This window comes from Trichloromonas sp., from assembly GCF_034006665.1.
Taxonomy (GTDB): domain Bacteria; phylum Desulfobacterota; class Desulfuromonadia; order Desulfuromonadales; family Trichloromonadaceae; genus Trichloromonas.
The window spans coordinates 1-13263 of the sequence record NZ_JAVESI010000035.1 but is presented as its reverse complement, the minus strand read 5'-3'; the positions used below and the strand labels follow the sequence as shown (position 1 = coordinate 13263).

Genomic DNA, 13263 nt, shown 5'->3' with positions numbered 1-13263 from the left:
TGCATGTCTGAACTTGACCTGAAGCTGTTGTACTCCCAGGAAGAAATCGCCCGTCAAGTTCAACGACTCGGCGACGAGATCAGTAACGACTATCCCGATTCGGAAATCCTGCTGGTCGGGGTTCTGAAGGGATCCTTTCTCTTTGTCGCCGATCTGGCGCGCGCGATCCACTCCCCCCTGATCGTCGATTTTGTCCGCATCGCCAGCTATGGTTCGGAGACCCAGTCCTCGGGAATCGTGGAAATCCGGAAGGATCTGGAACTACCGATCAAAAACCGTGACGTGATCATCGTCGAGGATATCGTCGATAGCGGCCACACCCTGGAATCCCTCTACAATCTGCTGCTGCGTCGGGAGCCGCGCTCCCTGAAGATCTGCACCCTGATCGACAAGACTGGCCGCCGCGAGGTTTCCATCCACTCGGACTACGTCGGTTTTTCTCTGCCTGACGGTTTCATCGTCGGGTACGGGCTTGACTACGCAGAGAGATACCGCAACCTGCCCGACATCCACCTGGTCCAGGGCCGCTGACCGGGATCGAAAGGACGCGCCGCGCATGATCATTCAATGCCCCAAATGCCACACCCGCTTCAAAATCGGCGAAGACAAGCTTAAGCCGGAAGGGATCAAGGTCCGCTGCGCCAAATGCCACCATATTTTCACCGTCTTTCCTCCGGAGCCAGCCGAGCCCGTCGGGGGAGAGGAGGAGATTTCTCCACTGTCCGCACCTGACGAAGCAGGGGATCCCTGGGCCGACAGCTTCAACGAAGTGCTGGAGGATTCCCACCCTTCCGGAACTCCGACAGATGCGGATACTTCATCTTGGGACGAAGCCTTGGATTCCGGTTTCGCCGATGAGGCCGCGAAGAGTGTTGAAGCCCCCGCTGAGATCGCCGAGGAATCCGGCCCGACGACGGTGCCCCTTGATGCAGACTCCGCGGAACTCGATGCTGCCGCTCTTGGCCTGGAGGATGACGAAGCGACGCCGGCTCCAGCGGATTCCTCCTTGTCGTCATTCACGGCGGAACCGCTGATTTCCGAGGAAATCTTCGCCGAGACGTCAATGACTTCCGTCGAAGAAACCGCCCAGGAAACCTTCGCCACGGGTGGGGAAGAAGAAGAGTTTCAGTTTGAAGAAGTAGGCGAGGAAGAGGAATTTGTCTTCGAGGAAACACCGGCAACCGAAACCGAGCCCTTCACCGTAAGTTCCACGGGCGATGAACTTCTTTTCGCGGAGAGCGAATCGGCGGAGAAAAGCTTGTTTGCCGAAGGAGCCGAAGGAAAAGAGTCGATCGCCGAATTCTCTTTTCAAGAGGAAGGGGTCGACGCCTTTTCCTTTGAGCCGGGGAAGACCGAGTTATCGGAAGATTCCGCTTTGCAGGAAGACGATCTTTTCGCACCGCAGCCTGCTTCGGAGATGACTGACTCTTTCTTCGATGAAGCTCCGCAAAGCGATGACCTCTACCCCGACAACCCCTCCGAAACGGAAGAAAAAGGTTTCGAGTTTTCCGACAGTGAAGGTGCGGTGGCCATCGACCGGCCCACTGCCGAACCCTCCATCGCCGTCGCACCCCTAAGGTCGACGGAGGAGCGGACACCAGCTTTGCGCGGAGAGGAGCTGCCGGAACCCCTCAGTGAGCCCCGTCCCAAAGCGGCCGCATCCAAACGCAGTCCGATGGTTGCGGTTCTGCGGATTTTCATTTTGCTCCTGCTGCTCCTCGCGGCCTTCGCCGGTTACTTGGCATGGCGGGGCGGCACCGACAGCCTGCCGCGGATTCTCTCGCAACTCAAAACCCTGACCGGAACGTCAGCGCCGGCGGAACCGGCCGTGCACATCCGACTGCCGCTGCCGAACAGCTTTTTTGTCATGAACGAGCATGTCGGCCAGCTTTTCGTCATTCAGGGGGAGGCGGTCAACGGCTACCCCGAGCCACGGTCAGCCATTTCGGTAACCGGCATGCTTCATGACGGAAAAGGCGATGTCCTCTTGCGCCAGACGGTCTTCTGCGGTAACCCCATGGACCTGGAAACGCTCAAAAGCGCCCCCTTCGTCTCCATTCAAGAGACCATGAGCAACCCTTTCGGCAGCGCGCTGGCCAATGTCAATATCGCCCCGGACACCCCCATCCCCTACATGATCGTCTTTCGCGATCTGCCGGACAATGTCACCCACTTCACCGTGGAAGTCGCCGACTCCAAAACCGGTGAGGCCCGCTAGCATACATCCCGCTAGCATACATCCCACGAAAAAGCCGCGTTCTTACGAACGCGGCTTTTTTTGTCCTCGTGCCGTTACTTTTTCAGGGGGCTTTGATAATCGCGTCGACCGGGCAAACATCCACACAAGCGCCGCAATCGGTACAGAGATCAGCGTCGATCACCCGCTTGTCCCCCTGCTCGCTGATGGCGCCAACGGGGCAGACCGGTTCACAGGCGCCGCAATTGATGCACTCATCGGTAATGGTATAAGCCATGGTTTCACCTCCTCTCCCTGTAGATCAAACACACTGTTTTACCTTTCCAAAACCATACACCATGATTACTGACCTGTCCAGAGTGAAGACGGTTTGAAAAACGAGATAAAATTCTTGCAATTCACCCTTGCATCCTTTACTCTTCTATAACATTTTCCCATTCTTTTCTTGCGTCTAGCGCCGCGATTCGGGCCGCGCCTGGATAACCCGCCGGGGATAAGGGCAAACCAGGTAAAACACGATTTTGCAAGAATGGGAATTTTTATCGCGCTAAAAATACTCGCGGAGGAGGTTATTTTTAATGGATATTCTCGCCTTGAATTGCGGCAGTTCCTCGGTCAAATATCAACTTTTCGACTGGAACAAAAAGGTGATCGTCGCCAAAGGCATGGTGGAGCGCGTTACCATCGGTGACTCCTACATCGTCCATGAAGTGCCCGGTCGGGACAACTATCGTGAAGAGCACGAATGTCCCGACCACAAGGTGGCGATCCATCTCATCATCAAAACCCTGACCGATCCTACTCATGGCGTGGTCAAAGACATGAACCAGATCTCGGCGGTCGGCCACCGGGTCGTTCACGGCGGAGAAAAATTCACCTGCTCGGTGCGAATTGATGACTCGGTTCTGGACGCCATCAAAGAGGTTCAACATCTCGCCCCCCTGCACAATCCGCCCAACATTGCCGGCATCGAGGCCGCCAAAGCCGTATTGCCCGACGCTCCGCACATCGCCATTTTCGACACCGCCTTCCATCAGACCATGCCGGCCCCTGCCTATACCTATCCTCTGCCCTACGAATGGTATGAGAAGTACGGCGTGCGTCGCTATGGTTTTCACGGCACCAGTCATCTCTACGTTTCCAAACGCGCCGCGGTCCTCCTCGGCAAGGATCCCAAAGACTGTAACATCATCACCATGCACATCGGCAACGGCGTCTCCCACTCGGCCATCAAGGGAGGCATTTCGGTGGACACTTCAATGGGCTTGACACCCCTCGAAGGTGCGGTCATGGGAACTCGGTGCGGGGACATCGATCCGGCGATTCCCGCTTTCATCATGGAACGGGAAGGCTACACTTCAAAGGAAATCGATTCGATCCTCAACAAAAAATCCGGCGTCATCGGCATCACCGGACGTTTCACCGACCGGCGTGACGTCATTTCCGAAGCAGAAAAAGGGGACGAGCGCTGTAAACTCTCCCTGCAAATCGAATCCTACCGTCTCAAAAAATATATCGGCGCCTATGCGGCGGCTATCGGCGGAGTCGATGCCGTGGTCTTTACCGCCGGAGTCGGCGAAATGGCTTGGCTGATTCGTGAAATGACCTTGGAAAATCTCGAATTCATGGGAATTTATCTGGACAAGGAAGTCAACCGCAACACCATGACCCGCAAGAGGGAAACCCTGATTACCCGCCCCGACTCACCGGTCAAGGTCTTTGTCATTCCGACCGACGAAGAACTGGTCTTTACCGAGGATGTCGTGGCTATCCTTGAAGGCACATACACCGACCACATGAATTTTAAATATTCCTTCTCCAGTAAGGAATTCCAGCGCAAATAGGCTCAGGAAGGAGCCGACGCATCGCGGCGCTGATGACCGAAGACCGACGGGATCCCGTCGGTCTTCGTCGTCAAAGGTCGCATCTCGTCTCCTCCCCACGGGCTCCCCGTCCATCGTTCCGGCACCGCGGAGGTCACGAATTACATGCTCGGCATCAACGAAATCGGCTATTACATCCCTGAGGGAAGAATCTCCAACTACGACAGAAAAACCCAGTTCGGCATTGACGATCATTTTATCGAGGAGAAGATCGGCGTCCGTCAGGTTTCCCTGAAAACCCCCGAAGAGGAAACATCGGATCTTTGCGTCAAGGCTTTTGCCGACCTGCAGGGAAAAATCGCCATTGATCCGAACGAAATCGAAGCTGTGGTCGTGGTCACCCAGAATCCCGACCGTAACATTCCCCACACCTCGGCCATGCTCCACGGCAAACTCGGCCTGCCCCACCGCTGCGCCTGTTTCGACATTTCCCTCGGCTGTTCCGGATTTGTCTATACCCTCTCCATCTTTCAGGCGTTCATGGCGGCCAACGGCATGAAAAAGGGGCTGCTCTTTACTGCCGATCCCTACTCGAAAATCACCGACCCCAACGACAAAAACACCACGCTGCTCTTCGGCGACGCGGCGGCAGTGACGCTGATCAGCGAACAGCCGAAACTTGTTTCAGGCGCCTTCTCTTTCGGCACCATCGGCAGTGAGTACGAAAAGCTCATCTGCAACGACGGCATTCTCTTCATGCATGGCCGGGGGGTCTTCAATTTCGCCGTCAAGGTCATTCCCGACGACATCCGGCAGATGGTAGCCAAAAACAACCTCACCTTGGACCAAGTCGATCTCTTCCTGTTACATCAGGGAAGCAAGATCATCGTCGAAACTATCGCCGACAAACTGCTGGTTCCCCGCGGAAAAGCCCCTTACGCCACTTACGATTACGGCAATACCGTTTCCTCGACCCTTCCGATTCTGCTGGCCGACGAACTCTCCGGAAAGGCCAGCAATATCGTCATTTGCGGCTTCGGCGTTGGTCTTTCCTGGGCAAGTGGCCTGTTGAAAAGGCCGTGATCAGCAATTGTTGAGTAACTGAAAAAAAGCCGGCGAAAATCTCGCCGGCTTTCTTCTTACAGCATTCAGGAAAACCATTACCCTTGCGCCTGAACAGCGGTGATCGCCGCGACGCTGATAATGTCCTCGACCGAGCAGCCGCGGGAGAGATCGTTAACCGGCTTGGCCAACCCCTGGATGATAGGTCCGACCGCCTCGGCACCGGCCAGACGCTCGACCAGCTTATAAGCGATATTGCCAGCATCGAGATCGGGAAAGATCAGGGTATTGGCCTTGCCAGCCACCGTGGAACCGGGGGCCTTCTTGGCGCCAACCTTAGGCAGCAGGGCGGCATCGGCCTGAAGTTCGCCGTCGATCTGCAGGTTGGGAGCCATCCCCTTGGCAATCTCCAAGGCCTTGAGCACCTTGTCCACGTCATCATGGCTGGCGCTACCCTTGGTTGAAAAAGAAAGCATGGCCACCCGGGCATCGACACCAAGGAAGCTTTTGCAGCTGCCGGCAGTACTGACCGCGATCTCGGCCAGGGCCTGGGCATCGGGGTTGGGGTTAACGGCGCAGTCGGCGAAGCAGATGACGCCGTTCTCGCCGAATTCGGGGGTTTTGGTCACCATCAGGAAAACCGAGGAAACGGTCTTTATGGCGGGGGCGGTGCCAATGACTTGGAAGGCGGCACGCAGGACATCCCCTGTGGTATTGTCGGCTCCGGCCACCGCTCCGCCGGCATCCCCGAGGCGTACCATCATCGCCCCATAGTAGAGGTTGTCGGCCCCGGTCAAGAGCTTTTTCGCCTCATCCGCGGTCAATCCCTTGCTCTTGCGCAACGCCACCAGTTCTTCGACATAGGCATCCAGACGCGGGGAATCCTTGGGATCAAGGAGAGTGACACCCTCAAGGGAGGCACCGAGCTCGGCGGCCTTTTTTTTCAGGGTATCGGGGTTGCCCAGCAGCACAACCTTGGCCAAACCCTCTTTGACAATCCGTCCGGCGGCTTGAATCATCCGATCATCATAGCCTTCGGGCAGCACCACGGTCTGCAAGCCGGCGCGGGCCTTTGCCTTGATTTGCTCCACCAAATGCATACAACTACCTCCTCCAGAACAAGGTTTGAATTCAGAAAAGACTTATAACCGATAGGAGGATAGCGGTCAACTCATTTCCCGTAAAATGCTCCGCGTCCCTTCACAGATTCCTCCCCGAAAGCTTCCGCCTTCATGTATACTGGCGCAACGCTTCACGAATTCCCCTCCCTTGTTATGGATCCATGAACCAGAACCGTCGCTCGGACATCTTCCTGCTGGGATTCATCCTCCTCTCCCTGCTTTTGCATCTGCTCTTTTTGTTCCTGGCTCCCAAACAGGCCTGGGTACCGGCCGAAGTGGAGAAAAAACCGGTCTACGTTGACTTGCGGCCCCCGCAACCCGTAAGCCGCGAACTCGACCTGCCAATCCCCAAGGTTCCGGAAAAACCTCGAGAAACACCCGCCAAACGTTTGGCGGACAGGGACCACCAGGCGGAAAAAGAGAGCGCCCCCAAGGGCAGGGATTTGGAGGACCGCACTCCCAAAACTCAAGCGCCCCCCCCTGCTCCCAAACCGGCGCCCCCGACGAAGCCGGCACCCAAACCTGCGCCTAAACCGGGGGGAAAACCTCCTCTACCCGCCCCAAAACAACCCCAGCGTCCCTCGGGAGAAGGCCCGGCGGCGCCTCAGGAGAGAACACCTGAGCCTTCCCTTCCTGCTCCGGCCCAGCCTCAAGTCCCACGGCGTTCGCCGGAAGATCTGAAAAACCTCAATCTTCTGGCTTCGGCCAAGACCGCCGCGGCCAACGTAGGGGACCAGTGGCGGCGCAAATACCGAGCGGAAGTCGATGAAGGGGACACAGTCTGGCTGGATACGGAGAAGGATATTCTCATCTCTTTCTTCCGGCGCTTTCGCGACAATGTCTATATGGTCTGGAATTATCCCGGACGGGCGCGGCAACTGGGGCAGGAAGGCGTCTGTCTACTGCGGGTGACGATTACCCGCGACGGGAATGTAAAGGGGGTGATTCTCAAAGAAAGCAGTGGCTATCCCCTATTGGACAACGAAGCCATGCGCGCGGTGCAAAAAGGCGCTTCCTACGGCCCCCTACCCAGCGCCTACCCCAAGAACGAGCTGAACATCATGGTCTTTTTCCATTACGCTCTCGACCGGCGCCCGGCGCTCTACTAACAACCGGGCAGCGGTCGCACGGGCCTCATTCTTCTTCGGCGATAAATTCCTGGTACTCTTCCGCATCCATCAACTCGTCGAGGTCGACATTGTCCGCCAGGCGAACCTTGAGCATCCAGGCATCCTCATAGGGCGAGGTATTGACCAGTTCCGGCGCGTCCTGTAACTCTTCGTTGACCTCGATAACCTCCCCGGAAACAGGCGCATAAACGTCGGAGACCGCCTTGACCGACTCGAGCACGCCGAAGGGTTTACCGCTCTCAATCTGGGCGCCCTCCTCGGGCAACTCCACAAAGACCACATCCCCCAGGGAATCCTGGGCGAAATCGCTCACGCCGATAGTGGCGATGTCATCCTCCAAAAGCACCCACACATGCTCCTCGGTATACTTCAATTCTTCGGGAAATTCCATGGTCTCCTCCTGCGAGTGAAAGCAGATTCCCGCCGCCGGGGTCTGAAAGAAAGCCCAAGCCGACAAGGCTTTCTTGACGAATTTCTGAAACATCAGTTCGAAGGGTTCCGCTTCCGGAGTCCCTGCGGCGCCGGCGGAAAAGCGTGGCGAGGGCCAGGGGGAGAAAGGCGCATGTTCGTCCCCGGATTGTCGGTGACGTCACTGCGGCGAGTCCCCTCATCATTCGGACCTTGGCCAGAGCCGGAGCGAGATCGACCCCCTTGGGCGGGGCGATCTCGGCGGTGACGACGAAACGGCCGGAAGCCAGCTCTTCAGCGAGTCTGGACATTGTCGGTCTTCCCAATGGCGAGGGGATTATTCCGGAATTTTGTGGCGACCGGGTTTGCCTACCTCCCCCTAGTTTTTAAACAGCTGGAGATGGCCTGCGGTGCCGGTCGTCTCCTTGCCGAGAGTCGCCAGCCATTCCTGCATGCGAAAGACCTCTTCCTCGCCGCCCGACTTGCACACCGTAGCGCAGGCTCCGCAGCCGACGACAAAGAGCCGCTCATTGCCCGCCAGCATTTCCAGCCATTCTTCCCTGCTCTTCTGTACGCTGATGATCATGGCCGTCGATTCCTGCAACAAGAAAACAGCGCCCGAAACCTCATCGAGGTTTCGGGCGCTGTCAGGGACAGTTACTTGTTGGCAGAGCGCCGTTTGGCGCTTTCAACGGTGTTGTAAAGCAGCATGGTAATGGTCATCGGCCCGACGCCACCGGGAACCGGAGTAATGGCGCTGGCTCGCTCCCGGGCGGCGGCAAACTCCACATCCCCCACCAACTTCTTTTCCCCGACCCGGTTGACGCCAACATCGATCACCACCGCGCCTGGCTTGATCCACTCCCCCTTGATCATCTCCGGTTGCCCAACGGCGGCGATCACGACATCAGCACGACCGACCTGTTCGGCGAGATTCCGGGTACGGGAATGACAGATGGTAACCGTGGCGTGCTCGGCCAAGCACATGAGAGCCACCGGTTTGCCGACGATATTGGAACGCCCGACCACCACCACCTCCTTCCCCTTGAGATCGACGCCGCTATACTCCAGCATTTTCATCACACCATAGGGTGTACAGGGGCGAAAAAGGGGATTGCCCGTCGCCAAGCGACCGACATTATAGGGATGGAAGCCGTCCACATCCTTTTTAGGCGAGATCGCTTCAAGCACTTTACCTTCATCAATTTGCTTGGGCAGAGGCAACTGCACCAAAATGCCATCGATGCGCGGATCCTGGTTGAGCCGGTCGATCAACTGCAACAGCTCAGCTTCACTGGTCGTTTCCGGAAGCTTGTGCTCATCGGAGAAAATTCCCGCCTGAGCGCAGGCCTTCTCCTTCATCGACACATAAACCCGGCTGGCCGGATCTTCTCCCACCAGCACCACCGCCAGCCCGGGGGTCGTCCCCTGCGCCTTGAGCGCACTGACATCAGCAGCGATTGTCTGACGAATCTGTTCGGCGATCGCTTTGCCATCAATGATCTTATTCACGTCCTGACCTCCTTGGATAGTGCCACAACTATACGAAAGGAACCCCGGATTGTAAACGGTGAAAAGCCCTGATTCCGGGTGGATGCAGTATACGTCGAGCGGCTGGAACTTCCATGTCAAAATTTCGACAACAGCACCCGATCCTCCTGAACCGGTCTCAAATCTCCCCGCAAAAGTCAAAAGAACGACAGAGTACAAAATAGCAAATGTATAAAAATCCAAATGAAAAAACTATTTTATCCCCCCACAAAGCTGACAACTAACCGTATTATTTTGCTATTTTCAATACTCAAAACATCACAATAGATAGATTTTTTCTCATTTTTATTTACCAATACACCATATGGCATCAAATCTGCTAATTGACTTAGCAACACATTTCAACTTGTTCTGCCACAAAGGACAAACCATGATCGCTACCGCCCTGATTCTCGACAAATCCGCAGACCGACGCGGGGAGTTGTCTCATCGTGTCACCAAAACCGGATGCTTCAAGCGGTTGATTTGTTGTGCTACCAGCCGCGATGCCCTCAAGCACTTGGAAAAGGAGGACGTCGACATGATTTTTTACGGAACGGGGCGCGTTTCAAACAAAAGCCTCACTTGGTTAGGGCGACTCGAAAAGAATGATCCTTGGCTGGACATCCCGATTCTTGTCTTTTCCCTGTCGGAGCAAGCCGAGGAACGGATTCTTTGCATCGAAGCGGGGGCGGCCGACTGTCTTTCCCCGCGAATTCCCGAACGTGAACTGCGAGCTCGCATCGTGCGCTTTCTTTCCGGGAAAAAACGCTTGGAAAGTCTGCGCGCCAGCAACGAACACTTGGCCCGCGTGGCTATTACCGATCCCCTAACCGGCGTCGGCAACCGACGCCATTTCGATGAAATCCTGGAAACGGAACTGAAGCGCAATAACCGCTCACGGACTCCCTTGGCCCTGCTGATGATCGATATCGATCATTTCAAACGGGTCAACGACAGCATCGGCCACCAAGCGGGAGACCGGATCTTGAAAATCGTGGCCGAAACCCTGCGCGTAAACATCCGCAGCTACGACACCCTCTGCCGCTTTGGGGGTGAGGAGTTCGCTATTATCATGCCCGATACGACCGCAGGTCAGGCCTCCTCGGTCGCCGAGCGTATTCGCCGGGAAATCGCGGCGATCAATTCTCAGGGGAACTATGGAGAATTCCCATTGACCGTGAGCATCGGGCTACGCCCGGTGCGGGAGGCGGAGATCGTCGACGCCGCGCAACTGGTCGCCGAAGTCGACCAGACCATGTATCGGGCCAAAAAAGGGGGACGGAACCTTGTCGAAACATTTCGAGCGGTCGAAGACTACCCCATTGTTCCTGCGCCACACCTGCGCTTCACGCCGCTCATGCCCGCCTTTTCTCTCTGACTACCGGTAGTTGCCGAATAAAAAAATCCCCGGCGATCACGCCGGGGATTTTTTTATTCATTGACCGCCTTGGGGCAGCCCGTGCAACCGGAAGATCCAGCTCCCGGACAAGCCGGCGCAGATGTCGACGAGACACTATAACCCTGCTGGTACCAGCCCCCCCCCTTGAGCGTAAAACCCGTCTGGGAAATGAGCTTCTTCAGCGGTGCCCCGCAGCTTTCACAGGTGGTCAGGGGCGCATCGGAAAATTTCTGTCGCACTTCAATGACCTGCCCGCATCCTTCACAACGATATTCGTACATCGGCATGGCGAAAACCTCCTGAAAAAAGTCGGCGCCAATCTAATCCCTCACGAGACACTTGTCAAGACCGACCACGATGACTGAGTCCGGAGAGTTGAATATGGGAGAGAACAAAAGGCCCGGGATAACCCAGGCCTTTTGTTCGTCTTAATGTCTGGAAAGATCAAACCAGGCCGAGAGCCACCATGGCCTTGGCAACCTTGATGAAACCGGCGATATTGGCTCCGTTGACATAATTGCCGGGGGTACCGTATTCCTCGGCGGTTTCGTAACAGAGTTCATGAATGCCCTTCATGATCTGTTGCAGACGCTGCTCGGTATATTCGAAGGTCCAAGAGTCACGGCAGGCATTCTGCTGCATTTCCAGAGCACTGGTCGCAACACCACCGGCATTGGCAGCCTTACCCGGACCGTAAGAGATCCCGGCATCAAGGAAGACCTTGACCCCTTCCGGAGTCGTCGGCATATTGGCCCCCTCGCCGACGGCGATGCATCCGTTCTTCACCAGTTTAGCGGCATCCTTGCCATTGATTTCATTCTGCGTAGCCGAAGGCATGGCCACTTGGCAGGGGATATCCCAGATATTGCCGTTTTCAACGTATTTGGCTTCTTTGTGATAGGTGATGTAATCTTTGATCCGACGCCGCTCAACTTCCTTAAGCTGCTGAACCAGTTCAAGATCAATCCCCTGTGCGTGATAAACATAGCCATTAGAGTCGGAACAGGCGACAACCTTACCGCCCAACTGATGAATCTTCTCGATGGTGTAGATGGCGACGTTCCCGGAACCGGAAACAGTGCAAGTCTTGCCGTCGAAGGATTCGCCGCGAACCTTGAGCATTTCGTCGACAAAAAAGGTAGCGCCATATCCAGTCGCTTCCGGACGAACCAGCGATCCACCCCAGTTGAGACCTTTACCGGTCAACACACCAGCTTCCCAGCGATTAGTGATGCGTTTATATTGTCCGAACATGTAGCCAATCTCCCGGCCACCCACCCCGATATCGCCGGCAGGGACATCGGTATGCTCGCCGATATGGCGATAGAGCTCGGTCATGAAGCTCTGGCAAAAACGCATGATCTCATCATCCGATTTCCCCTTGGGATCGAAATCCGAGCCCCCCTTGCCGCCACCGATGGGCATACCAGTCAAAGCGTTCTTGAAGATCTGCTCGAAACCGAGAAATTTGATAATCCCCAGATAGACTGAGGGATGAAAGCGCAGCCCCCCCTTGTAGGGGCCAAGGGCGCTGTTAAATTCAACCCGAAAACCGCGATTAATTTGGACAACGCCATTATCATCCTGCCAAGGCACCCTGAAGATGATCTGGCGTTCCGGTTCACAAATTCGCTCAATGATTTTATGATGGCAGAACTCGGGATGCTTCACCAAGACCGGCCCAAGAGATTCCAGAACCTCACGAACCGCTTGATGAAATTCGGTTTCCCCGGGATTACGGGCAAGAACTTCCTGATATGTGGGTTCGACTTTTTCATCCAATTTAGGCGACATAAAACCTCCTGTAGAGTGAGATGTTTTGATGAGTTTCCATTAGTGGCTTAAGAAGCTTGAGCACATATATTTTTCAAAATCATTAGATCAATATCAGGAAACATGCCAAAATCAAATAAAACCAGTCATTTTTCATAACATACTGGATTTATTGTAGTTACTCTTCTCAAAAAACAACCCTAAAAATCCAAGGGTAATTATAGCCAAATCGGTCGTGTACACTAAGAACTCACATCAAAACTTCTTTTATTGCTCACTAAAAATCAGCCTCTCTTCACCTAGCGACAACGCAAAACCATGACGCAATCGAGTAGGGTGAGGCGAGCAGATCAAGCTCGCCTCATCCCTCTCACAGAACCGTACGTACGGGCCTCGTATACGGCTCCTGTCCATTCTTCCCCTCAGTACGTCTGAGGCAGGTACCCGGTTTGCACTGAACTCATCTCAAAAAGACCCAATTCCTGTAGGTACATGTTGGGAATGGCGTAATGGGCCAGATTGCCGGCAGAGTTTCGCCAGGAACTCATTTTTATTGCCATGAACTCCCCCTGGTAACCAAGTTGTCTCAGCCTGCGGTGAAGCCGTTTGGGCCTTTTCCACAAACTCATCTGCTTGGCGCGCAGGCGCCGCCTGATCCACTGCATCAGCACCCTGAGCTCCTCCTGGCAGTTCCCTGAATCCGTAAGATCACAATCAGAAGAATTTCAGCGAATGCAGATAAGCTATTGATTTTCTTTGTTATTTATGCTACCATCTAGCCCGTCGAAAACTCACTTGGCGGGTGAATTTTATGAAA

Annotated in this window: 13 protein-coding genes; 6 read left to right on the top strand and 7 right to left on the bottom strand. The window is 55.3% G+C overall.

The annotated features are described in order from the left end of the window. Positions 1 to 3 precede the first annotated feature (3 nt). Together hpt and RBR25_RS12855 are read left to right on the top strand one after the other, a co-directional pair. Complete coding sequence (hpt, locus tag RBR25_RS12860) at positions 4 to 531, top strand: hypoxanthine phosphoribosyltransferase (RefSeq protein WP_432819957.1); 528 nt, start codon at positions 4 to 6, stop codon at positions 529 to 531. A gap of 25 nt (positions 532 to 556) precedes the next feature. Next, on the top strand, positions 557 to 2218 hold the full coding sequence (locus RBR25_RS12855) for a DUF3426 domain-containing protein (RefSeq protein ID WP_432819956.1): 1662 nt from the start codon (positions 557 to 559) through the stop codon (positions 2216 to 2218). Positions 2219 to 2300: 82 nt separating this feature from the next. Here RBR25_RS12855 and RBR25_RS12850 read toward each other — a convergent pair whose 3' ends face one another. After that, a complete protein-coding gene (locus tag RBR25_RS12850; RefSeq protein ID WP_432819955.1) occupies positions 2301 to 2474 on the bottom strand; it encodes a 4Fe-4S binding protein in 174 nt (57 codons plus the stop codon). 301 nt (positions 2475 to 2775) lie between these two features. Here RBR25_RS12850 and RBR25_RS12845 point away from each other — a divergent pair, with 301 nt between their 5' ends. Then, positions 2776 to 4041 carry an acetate kinase gene (locus RBR25_RS12845; protein ID WP_432819954.1) on the top strand — a complete coding sequence of 422 codons (1266 nt, stop codon included), beginning with the start codon at positions 2776 to 2778 and terminating at the stop codon, positions 4039 to 4041. Between the two features lie 144 nt (positions 4042 to 4185). Continuing rightward, positions 4186 to 5103 (top strand): 3-oxoacyl-ACP synthase III family protein, encoded by a 918-nt coding sequence (locus tag RBR25_RS12840; RefSeq protein ID WP_432819953.1) that lies wholly within the window; start codon positions 4186 to 4188, stop codon positions 5101 to 5103. A 77-nt stretch (positions 5104 to 5180) separates the two neighbouring features. On the opposite strand, the gene pta is transcribed toward RBR25_RS12840, so the two are convergent. Beyond that, positions 5181 to 6182 carry a phosphate acetyltransferase gene (gene pta, locus RBR25_RS12835; protein ID WP_432819952.1) on the bottom strand — a complete coding sequence of 334 codons (1002 nt, stop codon included), beginning with the start codon at positions 6180 to 6182 and terminating at the stop codon, positions 5181 to 5183. A 182-nt stretch (positions 6183 to 6364) separates the two neighbouring features. Here pta and RBR25_RS12830 point away from each other — a divergent pair, with 182 nt between their 5' ends. Further along, positions 6365 to 7312: an energy transducer TonB gene (locus tag RBR25_RS12830; protein WP_432819951.1), complete on the top strand. Its 948-nt coding sequence runs from the start codon at positions 6365 to 6367 to the stop codon at positions 7310 to 7312. 25 nt (positions 7313 to 7337) lie between these two features. Here the strand turns inward: RBR25_RS12830 and gcvH are convergent, their stop codons facing one another. From gcvH to folD, 3 genes are all read right to left on the bottom strand, one after another. Continuing rightward, a complete protein-coding gene (gene gcvH / locus RBR25_RS12825; RefSeq protein ID WP_432819950.1) occupies positions 7338 to 7724 on the bottom strand; it encodes a glycine cleavage system protein GcvH in 387 nt (128 codons plus the stop codon). Between the two features lie 396 nt (positions 7725 to 8120). After that, the gene (locus RBR25_RS12820; RefSeq protein ID WP_432819949.1) at positions 8121 to 8327 is read right to left on the bottom strand and encodes a hypothetical protein; all 207 of its coding nucleotides are present in this window, start codon (positions 8325 to 8327) and stop codon (positions 8121 to 8123) included. A 71-nt stretch (positions 8328 to 8398) separates the two neighbouring features. Further along, the gene (folD, locus tag RBR25_RS12815) at positions 8399 to 9253 is read right to left on the bottom strand and encodes a bifunctional methylenetetrahydrofolate dehydrogenase/methenyltetrahydrofolate cyclohydrolase FolD (protein WP_432819948.1); all 855 of its coding nucleotides are present in this window, start codon (positions 9251 to 9253) and stop codon (positions 8399 to 8401) included. A gap of 409 nt (positions 9254 to 9662) precedes the next feature. On the opposite strand from folD, the gene RBR25_RS12810 reads away from it, so the two are divergent. Beyond that, positions 9663 to 10652, top strand: coding sequence for a diguanylate cyclase (locus RBR25_RS12810; RefSeq protein WP_432819947.1), 990 nt, complete (start codon positions 9663 to 9665; stop codon positions 10650 to 10652). A 53-nt stretch (positions 10653 to 10705) separates the two neighbouring features. Here the strand turns inward: RBR25_RS12810 and RBR25_RS12805 are convergent, their stop codons facing one another. Together RBR25_RS12805 and gdhA are read right to left on the bottom strand one after the other, a co-directional pair. Beyond that, a complete protein-coding gene (locus RBR25_RS12805) occupies positions 10706 to 10960 on the bottom strand; it encodes an FmdB family zinc ribbon protein (RefSeq protein WP_432819946.1) in 255 nt (84 codons plus the stop codon). A gap of 157 nt (positions 10961 to 11117) precedes the next feature. Further along, the gene (gene gdhA, locus RBR25_RS12800; protein ID WP_432819945.1) at positions 11118 to 12467 is read right to left on the bottom strand and encodes an NADP-specific glutamate dehydrogenase; all 1350 of its coding nucleotides are present in this window, start codon (positions 12465 to 12467) and stop codon (positions 11118 to 11120) included. Between the last annotated feature and the right edge of the window lie 796 nt (positions 12468 to 13263).